The sequence below is a fragment of the Pseudomonas graminis genome, assembly GCF_001705435.1.
In the GTDB taxonomy this organism is placed as follows: Bacteria; Pseudomonadota; Gammaproteobacteria; order Pseudomonadales; family Pseudomonadaceae; genus Aquipseudomonas; species Aquipseudomonas graminis_B.
This window is the reverse complement of record NZ_MDEN01000052.1, coordinates 105417-125428: the sequence shown is the minus strand read 5'-3', so window position 1 is coordinate 125428 and position 20012 is coordinate 105417. Positions and strand designations below refer to the sequence as shown.

Here is a 20012-nt window from a genome sequence, read left to right as displayed (position 1 = left end):
GGCACTCGTCGGCGTCGCGCATGACGCCTTGCTGCCCCACGGTTTGAGTAAAAGCTGCCTGCTCAGACCGTCTCGCCCACGGGCTGCGCTGTTTCCGGGCTTTTGGCTTTGACGTGGGCATCGGCCAACCGGAACAGCTCGATCGTGCCATCCCAGTGCTCGATCAACGCCGTGCAGGACTCCACCCAGTCGCCGCAGTTGAGGTATTCCACGCCGCCCACCTGACGGATTTCGGCGTGGTGAATGTGCCCGCACACCACCCCGTCCAGCCCGCGCTTGACGCACTCATGGGCGATGGCTTCCTCGAAATCGCTGATGAAATTCACCGCAGTCTTGACCTTGTGCTTCAGGTACGCCGACAGCGACCAATAGCCGTAGCCGTATTTGGCGCGCCAGTGGTTGAGCCAGCGGTTGAGGGTCAGGGTGAATTCGTAGGCCGAATCGCCAAGAAACGCCAGCCAGCGGTGGTAGCGCGTGATGACGTCGAACTGGTCACCGTGGATCACCAGCAGACGACGACCATCGGCGGTCAGATGCACGGCTTCATCGACCAGTTGGATGTTGCCTAGAATGAGTTTTGAATAGCGGCGCAGGAATTCGTCGTGGTTGCCGGTGACGTAAATGACTTCGGTGCCGCGCTTGCTCATGGTCAGCAGACGGCGGATGACGTTGGTGTGGGCTTGCGGCCAGTACATGCCGCCGCGCATCTTCCAGCCGTCGATGATGTCGCCCACCAGGTACACTTTGTCGGCGTGGTATTGCTTGAGAAATCCGGAGAGGTGTTCGGCCTGGCAGTCGCGGGTTCCCAGATGCACGTCAGAGATCCACAAGGTCCGGACACGTTGTTTACGACTGGGTTTCACGCTCTCGGCAATGCTCATGGACCACCTCCACTTTGGTTTTCCCAAGCGTGGACGTGGTCGGTGATATGAACATGACGGCGGTGTTTAGCTTTGATGACACGACATATCGATTAACAATTTCCCAGACCCGATGCGCGCTCAGGTATCCAGGCCGGCGTGACGATCGTTGTGCCCCAGGTCCCGGGCCGGATCGATCTGGTCACGCACGCGCTGCTTGAGCACCTTGGCCTCGGGAAACCCGCCGTCGGCCTTGCGCTCCCAGATCTGCACGTCGTCGCAGGTGATGCGAAATACACCGCCGGTGCCAGGGATCAACGACACTTTGCCGAGATCATCGGTGAAGGTGCTCAACAATTCCTGAGCCAGCCAGGCGGCGCGCAACAGCCATTGGCACTGTGTGCAGTAGGTGATGGTGATTTCAGGCTTGGCAGACATCGGTCAGCCCAACCCTGCCAGCAAATCACGGGCGGTTTGCTGCGGGCCGTCGTCGGAGCCGTCGATCACTTCCTGCAACAGCCGACGGGCCTCGTCGACATTGCCTTCATCGATCAGCACCTGCGCCTCATTGATCTTGCTCAGCGGCTCTTCGTCCAGACTCAGCAGATCGAAGCCGCCCTCCTCGATCATGAAACTGTCGAGAAAAGCGTCGTCCAGCAGATCGCTGTTGCTCTGCACAATGACTGCCGGACCGGCCTCGAACTGAACGTCCATTTCCGGCGGCGTTTCCTCTTCGGCGAAGTCGCTGAGGAACTGCTCTTCGGGCATCTCGAACACCTCGGGCAGCTGCGTGAGGTCGGACGAGAACGAAGTGTCCAGTTCAGGTTCGGCTTCGAGTACAGGCGCGGGCTTGCGCGGGGCGGGCGTGCTGTCGAACGGATCAACCAGATCCCAGTCGGCGTCCATGGAGAGGTCGTCGAGGTTGAGCTGGAAATCGTCGGCAGGGTCGACCGGGTTCAGTGATGCGGCCGCATTTTCGTCCAACTGGGTGGGTTCCGTCAGGCTGAGCGCCGGCGGTTCTTCTGATGCCTGACTGGCCGAAGCTGTTTGGCTGGCCAGCACCGCGGCAGCACCCAGGGCCGCGGCGGAGGCTGCGGCCGAGGTCATGGCTGGCGACGCGACTGGCGCGGACGGCGCTGCGGGCACCACGGGCTCGGGCTTCAGTTTCGGGTAACGATTGCGAATATCCTGAAGCTTCTGCGCGTCGACGCCCTGACTCAGGAGCACGCGTTCTTCTTCGTCATACGCATCGATGTCGCCCTGCTCGCCGAGCAGTTCGAGAATGCGCAGGCGAACATCGGTGCGCTCGGGCTGTTTGCCCAACGCATCACGCAGGATGGCCAGTGCTTCGGCGAAGCGACCGTAGGCGATGTAAATGCTCGCGCCATCCAGGGCGTCAGTGGCGGCACCGGCCAGACGTTGGCCGGCAGGTGCTGACGAAGCCGGACGCGCCGGGGTGACCGCCGGCACTTCGAAGACCGGGGTGACCGTGGCCGCAGACCTGACCACCGGTTCCGCCGGCACAGGCTCGAGGGCCAGCTGATTTTTGATCCGGTTGCGGCGCACAGACCAGGCCAGCGCGAGGAGCAGCAATATCACCAACAGCGCTGCCAGAACCGACGTCCAGGGGAAGTCATCCTCGGCGGCAACCGGCACCGGCGCTTGTACGGGAGTGGCTACCGGAGCGGGTGCAGCCGGCGTTGCCGCCGTCGTGTCAGCTGGAGTCGTCGCCACCGTCGAGGGGGCGGGAGCAACTGGCGCCGCCACAGGCTTGGCCGATTGGGCCTTGAGTTCGGCGAGTTGGGTCTGCAGTTCGATGATCTGCTTGTCCTTGTCGGCCTCTTCGACGGTGGACGTCTGGACTTGCTGCTTGAGGTCGTCCAGCGTGTTGTTCAACTGCTGGTTTTCCAGCGCCGCCGCCGACAACTGATCGCTGGCGTTCTGCTTCGCCGAGGCAGGCGTCGGGGCGGAGGCTGCGGCCGAGGTGGCGCTGCCTGCAGCAGACCCATTGGCGGTCTTCGGTTCAACGGCGTTGTCCGGCAGCAACAGGCTCTGACCGACCTTCAACTGGCTGCGCTCACCATTGGGAAACGCTTGCGGATTGAGCGCCACCACGCCTTTTATCAACTCGGCAGAAGAGGTCTTGCTGCCCGGCGCCTGTACCTGCCGGGCAATACCCGCCAGCGTGTCGCCGGACACGACCGTGTAGTGCTTGCCCTGTCGAGCCTGGGGCGGCGCGACCGGCAGACGCGAATCATCATTTGTCGCGCGGGCCGCTGGCGATTGAGTACGGCTGCGCGTCGCGGCGAGCCCGGTCGGCGATGTCGGCGGATCAAGCAGCACGGTGTATTCATGCAGCTGGTCGCCGTTCGGCCGTACCAGCCTGACGAGGAAATTCAGATACGGCTCGGTGACCGCCTTGTGGGATTCGATGTGAATCACGCTGCGGTTGCCACGGATCACCGGAGTGAAACGCAGGTCGTTGAGAAAGAACACGCGCTCCACGCCAGCCTTGGCAAAGGCTTCGGGCGGCGCGAGCCCGACGACGATTTCATCGGGACTCATCCCACCCGCTTCAATCAATTCGACATCGGCGTTAAAGGGTTGCCCCAACGCAGAATGCAGGCTGATTTCGCCCAGACCCAGCGCAGCCGCCACGGAGCTGTGCAGCAACGCGGCCGAGGCGAGCCCGATGGCGAGCAAACCCGAACGAAGACCCGACTGAACGCGAAGAGGCGCACCCCCTTCACGACGACTACCGGCCTGAAAACTCTTCAGCATGCGAACCCTTTTGAAGACGAGGCAGGCTTCCCTGCACATTCGGTATGCCCGGACACGTCATCCGGGCAGCATCAGTATGGGTGCAAATAGAACAGGATGTTTCGCCCGCATCAATGTATTTGTCGCAGGCGTTCGCGCGGTTTTCAGGATTTTTCGAGATTGGCGAGGATTTTCGAATGAACGCGCATGCACATGAGCAATTCTTCTTCGTCGATGCCGGCAAACAACTCGTGGCGCAAGGCGGTGGCGATGGTTTCGATTTTCTCGATCAGCGGACGCGCGGTGTCACAGAGGACGATCTTTTTCGCCCGACGATCTTCGAGCACCGCCTGCCGAAGCACCAGTCCCTGATTCTCCAGGCTGTCCAGCAGCCGGGCCAGGGTCGGGCCTTCAACGCCCACGCTCTGGGCGAGTTCACGCTGGGTGGGTGGCGTTTTGAAACGAGCCAGATGCAGTAACACCAGCCAGCGCGCCTGGGACAATCCCAGATCAGCCAGCCGGCGATCCAGCTCCGCGCGCCAGCCCCGGGACATATGGGCCAGTTGCATGCCAAAGCGATGTTCTTCGGTTAACGGCATAGGTAACTCGATGGTTAAAGGCGAATCCTAATTAATAGGCAGCTAACCATGGAGACAGTGATGAGGCAAGCGCCCGGGCGTGGTGATTCGTCGCAGCGGCGAGGAGGTGCCGGGATGCGGCGGGTAGGCCTTCGGGTTGCTTGGGATTATTTGAGTGTGCTGCCTGCCGAGGTTGCGACGGGTCAGACCTCAAACTCCGACTGCAACGCCGCCCGCACACAATACAGCACGCCCTCGGGTACGCGCCCGGTAAACAGTTCGGCAATAGCGGCAACAGGGGGCAGCTCGCCTTCGCCGTCGAGAAACGCATCCTGAATCTCGGTCATCAGGTCCTCGGGCAAATCCAGCGCCTGATCCAGGGAAAGCTGCTGTTTGCCAATCGCCTCGGCGAGCATCGTGTAGACGTTCTTCTCCGAGCACTGAAGTTGCCCGGCGATTTGCATCGGCGTCATACCGGCGCGGGCGAGGCTGATGAGTTCGTGCCGTACATCGGTGACGACACGCGGCGCCGGTGCTGCACCGCCGAGCACTTCGAGGAACGCCTCGCCGTAACGCTCCAGCTTGCGAGCGCCCACACCGCTGACCCGGCCCATTTCGGCCATGGTCCCCGGCTGGCTGCGGAGCATTTCCAGCAGGGTCGAATCCGGAAAGATGACGTAAGGCGGCACGCCATGTTCTTCGGCCAGCTTGCGCCGCAATGCACGCAGCGCTTCCCACTGTTCGCGCTCTTCGCCGCGCACCAGCTGACTCGCCGGGCTGCCGGAGGCTTTCGCGGTGGTCTGCGGCTTCAGGTCACGGCGCAGCTGCAAGGTGACTTCACCACGCAGCAGCGGTCGGCAGCTGTCACTCAGGCGCAGACCGCCGTAGCCTTCCAGATCGATGTCGGCCAGACCACGCGCCACCAGCTGTCGGAACAATGAACGCCATTCGCCTTCGCTGCGGCTCTTGCCGACACCGAACACCGCCAGCTTCTGATGACCGAAGCTTTGAACCTTGTCGTTTTCCTTGCCCAGCAACACGTCGACCAGATGGCCGACGCCGTAGCGCTGGCCGGTTCGATAGATCGCTGAAAGCGCCTGTCTCGCGGGTTCGGTGGCGTCCCAGGTCTGCACGCCGTCGACGCAGTTGTCACAGTGCCCGCAAGGGTTGGGCATGATTTCGTCGAAGTAGGCGAGCAGCGACTGACGCCGGCAGCGGGTTTCTTCACACAGCGCCAGCATGGCGTCGAGCTTGTGCTGCTCGACGCGCTTGTGACGCTCGTCGCCTTCGGAGTTCTGCAGCATCTGCTTGAGCATTAAAACGTCTTGCAGACCGTATGCCATCCACGCATCGGCCGGCAGACCGTCCCGCCCTGCCCGGCCAGTCTCCTGGTAATAGGCTTCCAGCGATTTGGGGAGATCCATGTGCGCCACGAAGCGCACGTTGGGCTTGTCGATGCCCATGCCGAACGCGATGGTGGCGACCATGATCAGGCCTTCCTCATTAAGGAAGCGCCGTTGATTGCCGGAGCGGGTCTCGATGGGCAAGCCGGCGTGGTACGGCAGGGCCGGGTAACCGTTGTCGCTGAGGAACGCCGCGGTCTCTTCGACCTTCTTGCGCGACAGGCAATACACGATGCCGGCGTCGCTGCGCCGCTCGGACAGAAATGCCAGCAACTGCTTGCGTGGCTGTTCCTTGGGCACGATGCGGTAAAAAATATTCGGGCGGTCGAAGCTCGACAAAAAGCGCTCGGCGTTCTGCAGGTGCAGACGCTCGACGATCTCTTCACGGGTGCGCTTGTCGGCCGTGGCGGTCAGTGCGATACGCGGCACGTCCGGAAACAGCTCGGCCAGTTGGCCCAGCTGCAGGTATTCAGGACGGAAATCATGACCCCATTGCGACACACAGTGGGCTTCGTCGATGGCGAACAGGGCGATCTTGAGGTTTTGCAGAAACGACAGCATGCGCGGCTGGACCAGACGTTCCGGTGCCAGATACAGCATCTTGATTTCGCCCAGACGAATGCGGTTAGCGAGGTCGCGCTGCTGCTCGGCGCTGAGCGTGGAGTTCAACGCGGCGGCTGAAACACCGAGTTCTTCCAGCGTTGCCACCTGATCGTCCATCAGCGCGATGAGCGGCGAAACCACGACCGCAAGGCCGTCGCGCAACAGGCCCGGCACCTGGAAACACAGGGATTTGCCGCCGCCGGTGGGCATCAGCACCAGTGCATCACCGCCACTGGCCACGCGCTCGATAATGGCACCCTGGCGACCACGGAAGCTGTCGTAGCCGAAGATGTCTTTAAGTACGCGTTGAGCCTGGTCGAGCATAAATACCCCGGATGGTGCCGCAACAGCGGTCGAGAATCGCTGTGGAAATCGCAAAGCGCGGCAGTATACCGGAGCGCTCCGACAGATTGGACCGCGGTGACACCGGCGGTCGAAATTTACCGGAATACCGATTCCAGTGGCCTCGCCGCTGGCGCCGGGCGCCCTCAGGGCCTAGAATTCAGCATCGTTTATTCCCAAGGTAGTCTGTCAATGTCCTTCGCTGAGCAATTACACCGCCTGCAAGCCTTCCTCGATGCCGATGAGCTGCATGACGAAGCGCTGGACTACGTAGCCGCCCACGGCTATCTCACCGCGCTGTCCATTTGCGCCGAAACCGTTCCTGATCGCGAGTGGATCGACGCACTGTTCGCCGAGCCTCCGCACTACGCCGACGAGTCGCAACACGAGGAAATCGAATCCACCCTGATCCAGCTCAAGGCGCACATCGCTCGCCAGCTGGCATCGGACGAGGAGTTCGAATTGCCGTGCGATCTGGACCTGGGCGATGACCCCGATGACTCCGAGCTGCGTGGCTGGTGCATCGGTTTTATGGAAGGCGTGTTCCTGCGCGAGTCGGCCTGGTTCGAGAACGACGAAGAGGAAGTCAGCGAGATGCTGCTGCCGATCATGGTCGGTTCCGGTCTGTTCGATGAACAGCCAGAGTTCGCCGACATCGCCGCTGACGCCAACCTGATGGACGACATGATCGTGCAGATCCCGGAAGCGCTGACCGCGCTGTACCTGCTGCTGCAAGCCCCGGATGAAAAGCCGGCTATCCTCAAGCCGCGCCATCACTAAGCCCGACCATCAAGTCTCGGCGTTAGCGCAGGAGAAACGTACGAGCCGACGCCGGCTCGTACGCCCCCTTCCCCGCTACTTGTGTTTCTTGTCACTCTTCTTGAATGCCGCCTCGATCGCTTCGTTGATCGTGCGCAGTACCTTGACCCGCGCCCAGCGTTTGTCGTTGGCCTCGACCAGCGTCCACGGCGCGATTTCAGTGCTGGTGCGATCCACCATGTCACTCACTGCCTCGCGATACAGCGGCCACTTGCTGCGGTTACGCCAGTCATCCTCGGTGATTTTGTGGCGTTTGAACGGCACCTTCTCCCTCGCCTGAAAACGCTCCAGTTGGGTTTTGTCGTCGATCGCCAGCCAGAACTTCACCACCACAACCCCGAAGTCGGTGAGCTGCTCTTCGAAGTCGTTGATCTCGCTGTAGGCCCTTAACCAGTCAGCCTCGGAGCAGAAGCCTTCGACCCGCTCGACCAGCACCCGTCCGTACCATGATCGATCGAACACGGTGAATTTTCCCCGCGCCGGAATCTGGCGCCAGAACCGCCACAGATAAGGCTGAGCCAGTTCATCCTGACTGGGCGCGGCGATCGGCACGATGTGGTACTGCCTTGGATCGAGCGCGCCGGCGACACGTTTGATAGCACCGCCCTTGCCCGCTGCATCGTTGCCCTCGAACACCGCCACCAATGAGTGACGGCGCATGCGTTTGTCGCGCATGAGCCCCGAAAGCCGCGCCTGCTCGGTGATCAGTTGCTCGTCGTAATCGTCTTTTTCCAGCGCCAGAGTCATGTCGAGGTTGTCGAGCAGGCTCAGCTCATTGCTGTTGTTGGGCAAAGGGCCGAGTCCGACAAGATGGGTTGCCCCTTCAGGCGTCTTCAGGGCGTTTTGCAAACCTTCGAGCAGCAACCGGCCGACGGTCAAGCTGCGGTAGTTCGGGTCGACGCCTTCGATGACGTGCCAAGGCGCATAGTCGCGACTGGTTCGGCGCAGCACGCGCTCGCCAAAACGCACAAAGCGGTCGTAAGTCTTCGATTGCTGCCAGTCCAGCGGGCTGATGCGCCAACTGTGCAGCGGGTCATCCTTGAGGGTTTTAAGGCGCAGCTTCATCTGCCGCTTGGACAGATGAAACCAGAATTTGAAAATCACAGCGCCTTCGTCGACCAGCATCTTTTCCAGTCGCTCGGCGCCGTTGATGGCCTGATCCAACACCGGGTCCTTGAACTGCTTGTGCACCCGGCCCTGGATCATCTGGCTGTACCAGTTCCCGAAAAACACGCCGATCCGGCCCTTCGGCGGCAACTGGCGCCAGTAGCGCCAGACCGGTGGATGGGCCAGTTCTTCATCAGTTTGTTGATCGAAGGTGCGCACTTCGATGTAGCGCGGGTCCATCCAGTCGTTGAGCAACTTGACGGTCTCGCCCTTGCCGGCGCCTTCGATGCCATTGATCAATACGATGATCTGGCGCTTGCCTTGCTCATGCAGTTCGTACTGAGCCTCCAGCAGCGCTTCGCGCAGGGCCGGGACTTCAGCGTCGTAGGTTTCGTCGTCGATGGTGTGGCCGATTTCAGCGGATTCGAACATTCAAGGCTCCCTTCAGGATCGGTCAAGACTAGCAGGCGGCAGGCAGCGCCGATGCAGGTTATGACCGCCAACCGCTGCGATGGATCACTGCAGCGGGAAACATTCGGTTGCAGGAGAAGCGAGGCGGCACCGCGGCGGCGCCACCTCGTTCAGCCAATTACCAGCCCGCGCGGTACAGATCCGTCAACTGCCTGAGCATCAGTGCTTCAGCCCCATCGCGCTCGGCGATGAGTGCCAGACCTTGTCGGTGGTACTCGTCGGGATCAGCTGGCGGATGTTCTTCCAGCGCTGCCATGCGCGCGCGCACTGACGCGGTGGCCGACGCGAGGGCTGACTCGTGGCCGGATCGCAGTCGCGCGTTCCACTGTTGATTGTCGACGGCAAACTGCAGAAAAGCCGGGCCACGCTCTGCTTCCAGCACACGACCCCGAGCCTCCAGCAACGCACCACGGTCAACCGCTGCCAGGCGCGCCCAGACCATCCGGTAAGGCTGACCGGGCAGCCCGAGGTCGTCCGCCAGTCCGACCCGGTACGCCAGTCGCACCTCGGCATGATCCAGCGCCATCCCCAGACTTTCGCGCCGGGCAATCTCCGCATCCGCGATCGCCTGCACTTCGTTGAGGCGAAAGAGCTGACGAATCACCCCCAGCAACGCGTCCGTGCGCTGACTTTCTGCGACATCCCGCAGCGATCCATGGCTGTATACCGCCACTTGAATATCACTGAAGATCAGCCGTGCCCCGTCCTGACAGGTCTGGTTGGCGCCAAACAGACGGTCGTTGGCCATGACCTCGATCTGCCCGCGCAACACCGCATCCTGCGCGGCCGTTTCCAGAACGGTGAGCACCTCACTGGCAAGCTCGGCGTGGAACTGGCGGAAATCCGGGGTTTCTCTCAGCCGCTGCAACAGCACCAGCAGATGAGGCGCGTCGGCGGCGTGTTCAACCTGAGTCCACGCCGCCAGCAACCGCTGATTCAGCACATCCTCACCCGGGCGCAACCACACCTGAGCGGAGGGTCTGGCAGCACCGGCGCTTGCACCGGCGCGGTGGCCATGAGACTCGCCTTCGTCATCCGATACCTCGGACTCTGTGTCCATCGGCGCGCCTTCGACGTGGATCTCGCGAATGTCTTCGGGAAAATCGTAGTCGAGCTGGTAGCGATGACCGTAGCCGGTGTCGTTGCGCCAGTAATCCTCGAGCGACTGGTGGGTGAACGGGTTGTTGTAGGCGTAGATCACTGTATGACGGCCATGGTCCTGCGGGTTCTCGATGACTTCGGCGGCGACCTCGGTAATGTGGTTGTCACTGATGTCCAGCTCGCCCAGCCCCAGCGTATGGGTCCATTCCGGCCATTGAGTGAGGCCCGTGTTGTTGATCCACAGGGTCGAGAGGCGCAGGCGGCTGGTGTCGGTGAAGTCGCCCAGACGGCTGCCAGCCAGGCTCAGCGAGTCCAGCGCAGGTATATCCATCAACGTGTTCATGGCGGGCTGGTCCAGCGTCCACGACAAATTTTCCAGCGACAGGTGCTGCAGGGATTGCAGCTGAGACAATCCGTCCGGCAGCGCGGCCAAACTGCCGCGCACGTTCAGGTGAGTGACGTTCGGAAAGTTGGCCAGAAACGCATTTGCCCCGGAAGTATCAAACTGAACGTTATTGAGCTCGATCTGCGTGATGTCGGAATAGAAACTATGCAACGGCGGCAATTCCGGAATGACCAGGTGCTCCAGCGTCAGCCAGCGCGACCCCCGGGGAGCATCCCCATGGCTGTAACGCCACGCCCGACCCAGCACGTTGGCCACCCGGCGCCGCGCCAGCCGTTCACCGTCATTGAGCAGCACGCTGATATCGTCGGCCTCCGCCCAGGCGATCAGGCTCATGTGCAGCGGGTCATAGGCGGCCGCACGGGCGTGCGTCGCGGCCAGCAATTGCTCCAGTGATCGCCCGCGCCGGGCCATGGCCCGCAGCTGATCCGCCAGCTCGACACTCTCCGGATAGAGGTGCGTCATTGCCTGGAGCAATTGCTGTTGAATCGCACCTTCGGCCACAGGCAACCCGCGTCCGCTGAGTGGATAACCGATGCGCCCGTCCAGTAAACGCTGCGGCGGCCTGAACTCGGTGGGTAACGTCCATTGCCCCAACTGCTCGGCCGCCCATTTCGGTTGCGACCGAACCCAGTTGAAGACACGGCGCTTGAAAGCGCGCACGCCGGTCTGCGGGTCGTTGAGCCCCATCGCCTGGCGACTGCTCTCGGGCAGCGCGCGCAACAGCGCGGAAAACAGACTGCCTTTTCCCCCCGATGCCTCAGCGGCCTCTACCTGAAAGCCTTTTTCGCCCTTGATCAACACACGTTGCCGGGTGGCATTCTCGGCGCCGATGCTGTCAAGTAACGCGCCGGTAGCGTCGCCGCTTCGTATCTCAATGCGCACGTCGGCGGGCCATCCCGGGAACGTCGCGAGGCTGCGCAACGTCAGGCGCTGAAGATCGTCATTGGCGGTGCTGGGGGTCAGGAAAAAGCCTTCCAGCGCGCGGCTCATGCGGGTCTGACGCAAATGCCCGCGTACCTTTCCGGCCATTTCCAGCGGGATGCGCCGAGCCTCCAGCATGGCCAGCCGCTGCTCGGCACCGGCCTCAGCGATCAGAGCCTGGCTGGAAGCCAGGGTGAGCGACGGGAAATCGCGTCTCAGCAGTGCAATCAGCGGGTCGTTCGACTGCTCGCTGGCGAGGTATGCCGCGTCCAGGGCCTGGGCAGAGTCGGCCGCCTGCTGACTGAGCCGAAACCGCTTGGCAGTGTCGATCAGCGCTGCGGGCGCGGGTTGCTGACTGATGTGCAATGCGGCCAGACACTCTTCGTCGACGCCGCTCACTGCCATTATCCGGCTGACGGATGGTTCGTCGATGTCTGCGAGTTCGGGGTGCAGACGGCGCAGGGCCGTGCCTACGTCAGTCAGGCGCAGACGACCTGCAGCGTCCCGGGCCGGAAGACTGCGTTTGATGAACGACGGAGGCTGCGACCCAGCGGATTCTGCGGCCATTGCGCCCGTCGCCGCGCCCGCGGCACCCAGCGCGCCTATGAATGCCAGGTTTTGCGCGACACTCCCCAAGTGATCCAACGCCTCATCCATATCGCCATGGCGCCACGCTTCAATGCCTTCGAAGGTCTCGTCGAGCAACTGCGCGCCCGCGACCACCATCATGACTTCACCCAGACCGGGAACGAACAGCGCGGCAACATTCAGCGCGTCCATGCCGTAGTCCAGCCATTCAGCGAGACGTTGCTCCCGGGTTTTCTGGTCCTCGTCATCGGTAGGGACCGCGAGTACGCGAGCGTCGTCCTTGAGTCGCAGCATCTGATACAGGTAGAAAACATCACCCAATGCGCCGCCCACCTCGATGGCTTCCAGATCGAGAAAAGCCGTCTGATCCACCTCGGAAACGCTGATCAGCTGTCGGTGAAAACCTTTGCCACGGGCGACGCTGTGCAGGACATGGGGCGCCAGTCGTTCGTGCAGACGCTTGAAGAAAGCCGACTTGCTGCGCTGGGGAATAAAGCGATCAAAGTAGCGCTGATACACCTCGGAACGCAGTTTGGTCCTCAGTGCCTGTGTGAAATCTTCCAGGGATGCATGGGACTGAATCGCACCATCAGGCTCGCCTGGCAGGTAAACCACGCAACGCGTCTGACCGGCGGCTTTGAACACCAACGCGTCGCGCAACCGGCAGCCCAGCAGTTGCAGGCTAGACACCTGATCCGCAGGCCCGTAGGCATTGACTTGAAGCAGCATCTGGTACTGGGCCTCATCAATGGCGCCCTTGAGGCGTGCGATGTGGGAATCGACCCGCAAGGCCAGACGGGCGTGCTCGATCATGCGCGCCTTGATGTCATCGCTGTCCAGGCTATCTGGCACGTCCGGCCTCGCGACGGGGTGCAGTACATGGTGCAGGTGCCGCTGATACTGGCCGCCCAGATCAAGCCGGCGGCACAGCTCGATGAAGCGACCGGGGCTGACACCCAATGGATGAACGTTTTCCGTCCCCGCCGGCGCATCCGACGCGCCGCCAATGATAGCCGAGGTGCTTTCGCGATCAGCGTCCGTCGCTTCGACCTCCTCGAAATTCTGCAGCGCAGCGGCCAGCAGCGGACGCGTGCTGGAACCCTGAGGCGAAGCGCGACCTGTCAGCCAGTCACGCTGGAATCTGGCGTGAAAGAAGTGGTCACGGTCGACATCCAGACCCGGACCGAATTCGGTGTCGAGGGCCTGAGTCAGCAACGGCCGCGCAAACGACGGCAGGTCCTGAATGCGCAAGAGAACCTGATTGAGGTGTTCGCGGGCGGCTTGCGCGAAGGTCATGTCCCGGCGCAGCGCGTCGCGCATCGCCGGCGTCGCCTGGATAAACCATTGCGGCAGCGTGTTCCGAATGAATGAAGCAGTGAGAGCCAGACTGGCGGTGTTCATGTGACGTCCTTGTTTCTGCGTGTGATCAAAGGCGCATAGATAAACAGGAACGCGCCCGCAAAGTGGCATACATATGTAGTGCACCGCCTACCGGACGCTGGAGTAACATCGCCACCTTGCCCGCCCCGAGCCGAACATGATCACCACTGACCACACCCAGATCGCCAACGCCCAGATTGACTGGGACGAACACGGCAATCCGCATTCGCGGGTGTTCTCCGACGTCTATTTCTCGACCCAGTCGGGCCTGGATGAAACCCGCCATGTGTTCCTGACCCAGAACGAGCTGCCCAAACGCTTTGCCGCTTTGCCGGCGGGCGGTCGGCTGGTAATCGGTGAGACCGGTTTTGGCACCGGGCTGAATTTCCTGTGCGCCTGGCAGCTGTTCAACGCCAGCGCAGTCGCAGATGCACGGCTGCATTTCGTCAGCGTCGAAAAATACCCGCTGAGCCGTGCTGATCTGGAGCGCGCGCTGAATTTGTGGCCCGAGCTCAAGGTGCTGGCGGATCAGTTGCTGGGCCGGTACGTGGCGGTGCATCAGGGCTTTCAGCGATTGGTGTTCGACGGCGGGCGCGTCACGCTGACCTTGCTGATCGGTGACGCGCTGGACATGCTGCCGCAACTCGACGGACAGATCGACGCCTGGTTTCTCGACGGTTTCGCGCCCGCGAAAAACCCGGAAATGTGGACACCCGAGCTATTCGCCGAGCTGGCGCGGCTGGCGGCACCGGGCTCGACCATCGGCACTTTTACCAGCACCGGCTGGGTGCGCCGGGCACTGAACGCAGCCGGTTTCAAAATGAAGCGCGTGCCGGGAATCGGGCATAAGTGGGAGGTACTCAAAGGCCGCTTCATCGCATGGCCTGAAGACGTGCCAACGCCTCCGCGCGCCAAGCCCTGGTTTGCCCGGCCCAGTTCCCTGCCACGTCTACTGCCCCGTTCACCAGACACCCCTCGCACAGCATTGGTGATTGGCGCAGGGCTGGCCGGGTGCGCCACGGCGGCGAGCCTGGCGGCGCGCGGTTGGCACGTCAGTCTTCTGGAGCGCCATGGTGATCTGGCGCAAGAAGCATCGGGCAATCCACAAGGCGTGCTTTACCTGAAACTGTCGGCCCATGGCACCGCGTTGTCGCAGCTGATCCTGAGCGGGTTCGGTCACACCCGACGCTTGCTGGAGCGCCTGCAACGGGGCATCGACTGGGACGATTGCGGCGTGCTCCAACTGGCCTTCGACGACAAAGAGCAGGCGCGTCAGGCGCAACTGGCTGAGGCGTTCCCCGACGATCTGCTGCATGTACTGGACCGGGCTGACGCCGAGTCGCGGGCCGGTATCGTGTTGAAGAGCGGCGGCTTGTTTTACCCACAAGGCGGCTGGGTGCACCCACCGGCGTTGTGTCGTGATCAGGCCAGCGCAAGCAACATCAAGCTGCTGACTCACAACGATGCGATCGAGCTGCGGCGGGACGGGCCGCTGTGGCAAGCGTGGGATGGCGAGCGTCTGCTGGCTTCTGCTCCAGTCGTCGTGTTGGCGGGCGCAGCCGAGATCAAACGCTTCCCGGCCAGCGCTGACCTTCCACTCAAGCGTATTCGAGGGCAAATCACCCGACTGGCTGCCACGCCCGACAGCCAGGCCTTGAAGACTGTCGTCTGCGCCGAGGGTTACGTGGCGCCTGCACGCGGCGACGAACACACGCTGGGCGCAAGCTTCGCCTTCAACAGCGATGACCTGACGCCGAGTACGGCCGAACATCTCGGCAATCTCGAGCTGCTGCGGGAAATCTCCGAGGACCTGACCGAGCGGCTGAACGCCAATGGTTTGCCCGCCGAGGACCTGCAAGGTCGCGCCGCATTTCGCTGCACCAGCCCGGATTACCTGCCCATCGTCGGGCCACTGGCGGACCGGGCGGCATTCCTTGAGACGTACGCCGTGCTGCGCAAGGACGCGCGCAAGACGCCGGATACCGAATGCCCATGGCTGGACGGTTTGTATGTCAACAGCGGTCACGGTTCACGCGGCCTTATCACTGCGCCGCTGTCCGGCGAACTGATCGCCGCCTGGCTGGATAACGAACCCTTGCCCCTGCCGCGAAGCGTGGCCGAAGCCTGTCATCCCAATCGGTTCGCGCTGCGAGGGCTGATTCGCGGGAAATAGCAAAGCCTGCGGTATCGGGTGTCCAGCGCCCGTCATCGCTTTCCGACGCAACTTCTTTGTCCTGCCGAAGATCCACTGCTTCGCCGGCTACATCGGCTCCGGTCAAACCGTTATCCTCCAGCCCATCCCTTCAATCAGGTGCGTGTCGATGCTGCAAGTCCAGGGTGTGTTCAAGAGCTATGCCACGGCCCAGGGCCCTTTGGCCGTTTTGCGTGGCGCGGACCTGCAACTGGATCAGGGTGGCAGCCTCGCGTTGATGGGTGAGTCGGGCAGCGGCAAGAGCACGCTTCTGCATCTGGTGGCCGGGCTGGACAATGTGGACACGGGCAGCATTGAGATTGCCGGACAGCGTCTGGATCAGATGAACGAGGCGCAACTGGCCAACTGGCGGCGCACGGAAGTCGGTCTGGTGTTCCAGCAGTTCAACCTGATCGGCAGTCTGAAGGTAGAAGACAACCTGGCATTTCAGGCGCGTCTGGCCGGGCGCTACCAGCCTGAATGGCAGGCCGAACTGACTGAGCGGCTGGGCCTGGGCGCGCTGCTCAGGCGCTATCCCGAACAACTCTCGGGCGGCCAGCAACAGCGCGTTGCGATCGGACGCGCCCTTGCTTCGCGCCCCGCCCTGCTGCTCGCTGACGAACCCACCGGCAACCTTGACGAAGCCACGAGCGATGAAGTGCTGCAACTGCTGCTGGACCTTCTGGCCGACAGCACCACCAGCCTGTTGATGGTCACCCACAGCCCGAGGGTGGCGGCACGATTGCAGCGTCAGGCCGTGCTGCACCTGGGTCGTCTGGTCAGCGAAGGCGAACGCTGAAATGCCTGTCTTCTACTGGACCTTGAAAGCGCTGCTGAGCCACTGGCGGCGCCACCCCGTGCAGTTTTTCAGCGTGCTGACCGGCCTGTGGCTGGCAACCAGCCTGCTGACCGGGGTGCAGGCGCTGAACAGTCAGGCCCGTGAAAGCTACGCCAAGGCCAGCCAGATGATCGGCGGCGATCCGCAGAAGATTCTGGTCTCGCCCAACGGCGCCAACTTTTCCCAGGACCTGTTCGTGACCCTGCGCCGGGCCGGATGGCCGGTCTCTCCCGCACTGCGCGGGCGCGTCACCCTCAAAGAGGCCCCGGAGCAACGTCTGACCGTGCTCGGCATCGAGCCGGTCTCGCTGCCGGTGAACACCGCGCTGGCCGGGCAATCCCTGGACACCGCGCAGATCGTCGACTTCTTCACCCCTCCCGGCACCACCTGGATTTCACCGCAGACCCTTGCCGCCCTCGGTCTCCATGAAGGCCAGCAGCCGGTCACCGACTCCGGCAAGGTACTGCCGCCATTGCGCGCGAAAACCGACATGGCGCCGGGCGTACTGCTCATGGACATAGGCTTCGCTCAGCAACTGCTCAACCAGCCGGATCAGATCTCGCGGCTGGTGCTGCCAAAGGACTTTGCCGATAACGCCCCCGCCCTGCCGGCCGAGCTGAATGGCGAGCTGGTGCTGCGCAAAAGTGGCGAAGACAACGATCTGGGCAGGCTTACCGAAAGCTTCCACCTGAACCTCGACGCACTGGGTTTCCTTTCGTTCGTGGTCGGACTGTTCATCGTCCATGCCGCCATTGGTCTCGCGCTGGAACAGCGTCGCGGGCTGCTGCGCAACCTGCGCGCCTGCGGGGTCAGCGCACGCGGGTTGATGGTGAGTCTGGTGGTCGAGCTCGGCGTGCTGGCCCTGCTCGGCGGCATAGCAGGTGTCATCAGCGGTTACTGGCTGGCGAGCGCGCTGTTGCCGGACGTGGCGGCGAGTCTGCGCGGGCTGTACGGCGCTGAAGTCGCCGGCCACCTGAACCTTAGCGTCTGGTGGTGGCTGAGCGGTCTGGGCGTCAGTCTACTCGGCGCATTTCTCGCGGGGGCCAGCAGCCTGCTGCGTGCTGCGCGCCTGCCTTTGCTGGCGCTGGCCAATGCCCAGGCGTGGCATGAAACCCATTCCAAATGGCTGCGACGCCAGGGCTGGGTGGCCGGAATATCGGCGTTGATTGCCATATCGGCCGCGCTGTTTGGCGACAGCCTGGCACTGGGCTTCGTGCTGATGGCGAGCCTGTTGTTGAGCGCGGCGCTGGGGCTGCCGGTGCTGCTTAATCTGCTGCTCGATGCACTGCTGGGCAGGAGCCGTTCGGTGCTGGGTCAGTGGTTTCTCGCTGACTGCCGGCAGCAATTGCCGGCCCTGAGCCTGGCGCTGATGGCCTTGCTGCTGGCAATGGCAGCAAACATCGGCGCGGGCAGCATGACGTCGGGCTTCCGCCAGACGTTCACCCACTGGCTGGAACAACGCCTCAGCGCCGAGCTGTACATCAATCCGCAGAACCCGGCGCAAGCCGCGCCGCTGCAGCAATGGCTGAGCCAGCAACCGCTGACGTCGGCCGTGCTGCCCAACTGGCAGGTTTCGTTGCAACTGAAGGGCTGGCCGGCCGAGCTGTATGGGGTGATCGATCATCCGCACTACCGCCAGCACTGGCCGCTGCTGGAGTCGGCAAGCGGTGATGCCTGGAAGCAACTGGCGCAGGAAGACACGCTGATGCTCAGCGAACAACTGGCCCGCCGCCTGGACGTCAGCGTTGGCGATGAAGTAAAACTGCCCGCGCCCGACGGGCCGTGGCCGCTGCGCGTCGTTGGCATTTATGCCGATTACGGCAATCCCAAGGGCCACGTGCTGGTGAACGCCGAGCACCTTCTCAAGCATTGGCCGCAGCTGACACCCAACCGCTTCAATCTGCGCATCGATCCCCGCGCCATCCCGCAACTGCTGCGGGTGCTGCACAACAAATTCACCATCGACGACAACCGCATCGTCGATCAGATCCAGCTCAAGGCCTGGTCGCAACAAGTCTTCGAACGCACCTTCGCCGCCACAGCTGCGTTGAACAGCCTGACGTTGATGGTGGCCGGAGTCGCCTTGTTCATCAGTCTGCTGACCCAGAGCCAAAGCCGCCTCGCGCAACTGGCGCCGTTATGGGCGCTGGGTGTGACGCGGCAGCAATTGATGCTGCTTAATCTGGCGCAGACCTGGCTTCTGGCGGTGCTGACACTGGTGCTCGCAATTCCGCTGGGGCTGTTGCTGGCCTGGTGCCTGGACGCCGTGATCAACGTGCAAGCGTTCGGTTGGCGCCTGCCACTGCAAGTGTTCCCCATGCAGCTGGTGCGCCTGACGCTGCTGGCAATGCTCGCCACACTGCTGGCGTCGGCCTGGCCGCTCTACCGCCTGTACCGCACCCGCCCCGCTGATTTGCTGAGGACTTTCGCCAATGAAGGTTAAAGCCCTGCCCCTGATCACCGTTCGCCTGCAGATCGTCGCCCTGCTGATGCTCGGTCTGCTGCTGAGCGCCTGCGACGACAAACCCGAAGAAGAAAAAGGCTTCGCCGGCCTTGCCGACGACGCCTCAAGTTACGCACAGGTAACGCCGGGCAAGCGGTTCGAGTTTCCCGACGATCACGGCCCCCACGCTGATTTCCGCATCGAGTGGTGGTACGTCACCGCCAATCTGAAGGATGCCGACGGCCAGTCGTTCGGCGTGCAATGGACGCTGTTTCGCAACGCCCTGCCCCGCGCAAAAGGTCTGCAGGGCGATGGGGCTGGATGGAGCAACCGCAACCTGTGGATGGGACACGCGGCGGTGACCTCCCAGGACGAGCACTTCGCAGCGGAACGCTATGCCCGTGGCGGCGTGCAGCAGGCCGGCGTGACACTGGCGCCGTTCGCGGCCTGGATCGACGACTGGTCCTTCACCAGCCAGTCCGCCAGCGATGACCCGCTGGCGGATATACAGCTGCAGGCCAGCGGGCCACAGTTCAACTACCGCCTGCGCCTGAAAGCCACCAAGCCTTTGGTGCTGCAAGGTAAACAGGGCTTTAGCCAGAAGTCCGAGCAGGGGCAAGCGTCGTACTACTACAGCCAGCCGTTCTTTCAGGCGGATGGCAGCATCGAGATCGACGGCAAAACCTACCAGGTGTCCGGGCCTGCATGGCTGGATCGGGAGTGGAGCAGTCAGCCGCTCACCGATAATCAAACGGGCTGGGACTGGTTCTCGCTGCACCTGGGGGATGGTGCCGAAGTCATGCTGTACCGCATGCGGCAGAAGGACGGCGAGCCGTACCTGACCGGGACGTGGATCAACGCCGACGGCAGCACCGAACAACTGGCGGCGGCAGACATAGCGCTGGCACCCGAAGACACCACTGACGTTGAAGGCCGCGACATGCCCACACGCTGGTCGGTGAAAATCCCGTCCAAGGCCGTGGACATCGCCGTCGAAGCGCTCAACCCACAGGCGTGGATGAACTTGCAAATTCCCTACTGGGAGGGACCGGTGACCATAAGCGGCAGCCACGAGGGCGTGGGGTATCTGGAGATGACGGGCTACTGACACGCCGCCGCGACAGACCCTGATAAGCCTCTAAAGTTTCTTGGTCGCTGCCGATAAACAAAGAATCGGACAGTGAACCCGATACCCCAACCC

General features: G+C 62.7%; 12 protein-coding genes. 5 read left to right on the top strand and 7 right to left on the bottom strand.

The window, feature by feature from the left end; all coding sequences use genetic code 11:
* Window positions 1-62 precede the first annotated feature (62 nt).
* The 5 genes from BBI10_RS03870 to recQ form a co-directional block, all read right to left on the bottom strand.
* Complete coding sequence (locus BBI10_RS03870) at window positions 63-881, bottom strand: UDP-2,3-diacylglucosamine diphosphatase (protein WP_065986920.1); 819 nt, start codon at window positions 879-881, stop codon at window positions 63-65.
* 120 nt (window positions 882-1001) lie between these two features.
* Complete coding sequence (locus BBI10_RS03865) at window positions 1002-1298, bottom strand: SelT/SelW/SelH family protein (protein ID WP_065986919.1); 297 nt, start codon at window positions 1296-1298, stop codon at window positions 1002-1004.
* 3 nt (window positions 1299-1301) lie between these two features.
* Complete coding sequence (locus tag BBI10_RS03860; RefSeq protein WP_065986917.1) at window positions 1302-3641, bottom strand: FimV/HubP family polar landmark protein; 2340 nt, start codon at window positions 3639-3641, stop codon at window positions 1302-1304.
* Window positions 3642-3784: 143 nt separating this feature from the next.
* Entirely contained in the window at window positions 3785-4219 is a 435-nt protein-coding gene (locus BBI10_RS03855) for a MarR family transcriptional regulator (RefSeq protein ID WP_065986915.1), read from the bottom strand.
* A gap of 182 nt (window positions 4220-4401) precedes the next feature.
* Complete coding sequence (gene recQ, locus BBI10_RS03850) at window positions 4402-6528, bottom strand: DNA helicase RecQ (RefSeq protein ID WP_065986913.1); 2127 nt, start codon at window positions 6526-6528, stop codon at window positions 4402-4404.
* Between the two features lie 210 nt (window positions 6529-6738).
* Between recQ and BBI10_RS03845 the strand changes: the two genes are divergently transcribed.
* Window positions 6739-7326 (top strand): YecA family protein, encoded by a 588-nt coding sequence (locus BBI10_RS03845; RefSeq protein WP_065986911.1) that lies wholly within the window; start codon window positions 6739-6741, stop codon window positions 7324-7326.
* A gap of 75 nt (window positions 7327-7401) precedes the next feature.
* Here BBI10_RS03845 and pap read toward each other — a convergent pair whose 3' ends face one another.
* Entirely contained in the window at window positions 7402-8904 is a 1503-nt protein-coding gene (gene pap / locus BBI10_RS03840; protein ID WP_065986909.1) for a polyphosphate:AMP phosphotransferase, read from the bottom strand.
* 157 nt (window positions 8905-9061) lie between these two features.
* The gene (locus tag BBI10_RS03835) at window positions 9062-13360 is read right to left on the bottom strand and encodes a dermonecrotic toxin domain-containing protein (protein WP_065986907.1); all 4299 of its coding nucleotides are present in this window, start codon (window positions 13358-13360) and stop codon (window positions 9062-9064) included.
* Between the two features lie 136 nt (window positions 13361-13496).
* Between BBI10_RS03835 and mnmC the strand changes: the two genes are divergently transcribed.
* The 4 genes from mnmC (at window position 13497) to BBI10_RS03815 (ending at window position 19919) form a co-directional block, all read left to right on the top strand.
* Complete coding sequence (gene mnmC, locus BBI10_RS03830) at window positions 13497-15512, top strand: bifunctional tRNA (5-methylaminomethyl-2-thiouridine)(34)-methyltransferase MnmD/FAD-dependent 5-carboxymethylaminomethyl-2-thiouridine(34) oxidoreductase MnmC (protein WP_065986905.1); 2016 nt, start codon at window positions 13497-13499, stop codon at window positions 15510-15512.
* Between the two features lie 148 nt (window positions 15513-15660).
* Window positions 15661-16329, top strand: a complete 669-nt coding sequence (locus BBI10_RS03825) for an ABC transporter ATP-binding protein (protein WP_065986903.1) — start codon at window positions 15661-15663, stop codon at window positions 16327-16329.
* Between the two features lies 1 nt (window position 16330).
* Window positions 16331-18811 (top strand): FtsX-like permease family protein, encoded by a 2481-nt coding sequence (locus tag BBI10_RS03820; RefSeq protein ID WP_065986901.1) that lies wholly within the window; start codon window positions 16331-16333, stop codon window positions 18809-18811.
* Window positions 18801-19919 carry a lipocalin-like domain-containing protein gene (locus BBI10_RS03815; protein ID WP_065986899.1) on the top strand — a complete coding sequence of 373 codons (1119 nt, stop codon included), beginning with the start codon at window positions 18801-18803 and terminating at the stop codon, window positions 19917-19919. The genes BBI10_RS03820 and BBI10_RS03815 overlap by 11 nt, the downstream gene beginning before the upstream one ends.
* The last annotated feature ends 93 nt before the right edge of the window (window positions 19920-20012 follow it).

Excerpts from the sequence above, each read along its gene's own strand:
- BBI10_RS03870 (WP_065986920.1), bottom strand. The coding sequence starts at position 881 with ATGAGCATTGCCGAGAGCGTGAAACCCAGTCGTAAACAACGTGTCCGG.
- BBI10_RS03865 (WP_065986919.1), bottom strand. The coding sequence starts at position 1,298 with ATGTCTGCCAAGCCTGAAATCACCATCACCTACTGCACACAGTGCCAA.
- BBI10_RS03860 (WP_065986917.1), bottom strand. The coding sequence starts at position 3,641 with ATGCTGAAGAGTTTTCAGGCCGGTAGTCGTCGTGAAGGGGGTGCGCCT.
- BBI10_RS03855 (WP_065986915.1), bottom strand. The coding sequence starts at position 4,219 with ATGCCGTTAACCGAAGAACATCGCTTTGGCATGCAACTGGCCCATATG.
- recQ (WP_065986913.1), bottom strand. The coding sequence starts at position 6,528 with ATGCTCGACCAGGCTCAACGCGTACTTAAAGACATCTTCGGCTACGAC.
- BBI10_RS03845 (WP_065986911.1), top strand. The coding sequence starts at position 6,739 with ATGTCCTTCGCTGAGCAATTACACCGCCTGCAAGCCTTCCTCGATGCC.
- pap (WP_065986909.1), bottom strand. The coding sequence starts at position 8,904 with ATGTTCGAATCCGCTGAAATCGGCCACACCATCGACGACGAAACCTAC.
- BBI10_RS03835 (WP_065986907.1), bottom strand. The coding sequence starts at position 13,360 with ATGAACACCGCCAGTCTGGCTCTCACTGCTTCATTCATTCGGAACACG.
- mnmC (WP_065986905.1), top strand. The coding sequence starts at position 13,497 with ATGATCACCACTGACCACACCCAGATCGCCAACGCCCAGATTGACTGG.
- BBI10_RS03825 (WP_065986903.1), top strand. The coding sequence starts at position 15,661 with ATGCTGCAAGTCCAGGGTGTGTTCAAGAGCTATGCCACGGCCCAGGGC.
- BBI10_RS03820 (WP_065986901.1), top strand. The coding sequence starts at position 16,331 with ATGCCTGTCTTCTACTGGACCTTGAAAGCGCTGCTGAGCCACTGGCGG.
- BBI10_RS03815 (WP_065986899.1), top strand. The coding sequence starts at position 18,801 with ATGAAGGTTAAAGCCCTGCCCCTGATCACCGTTCGCCTGCAGATCGTC.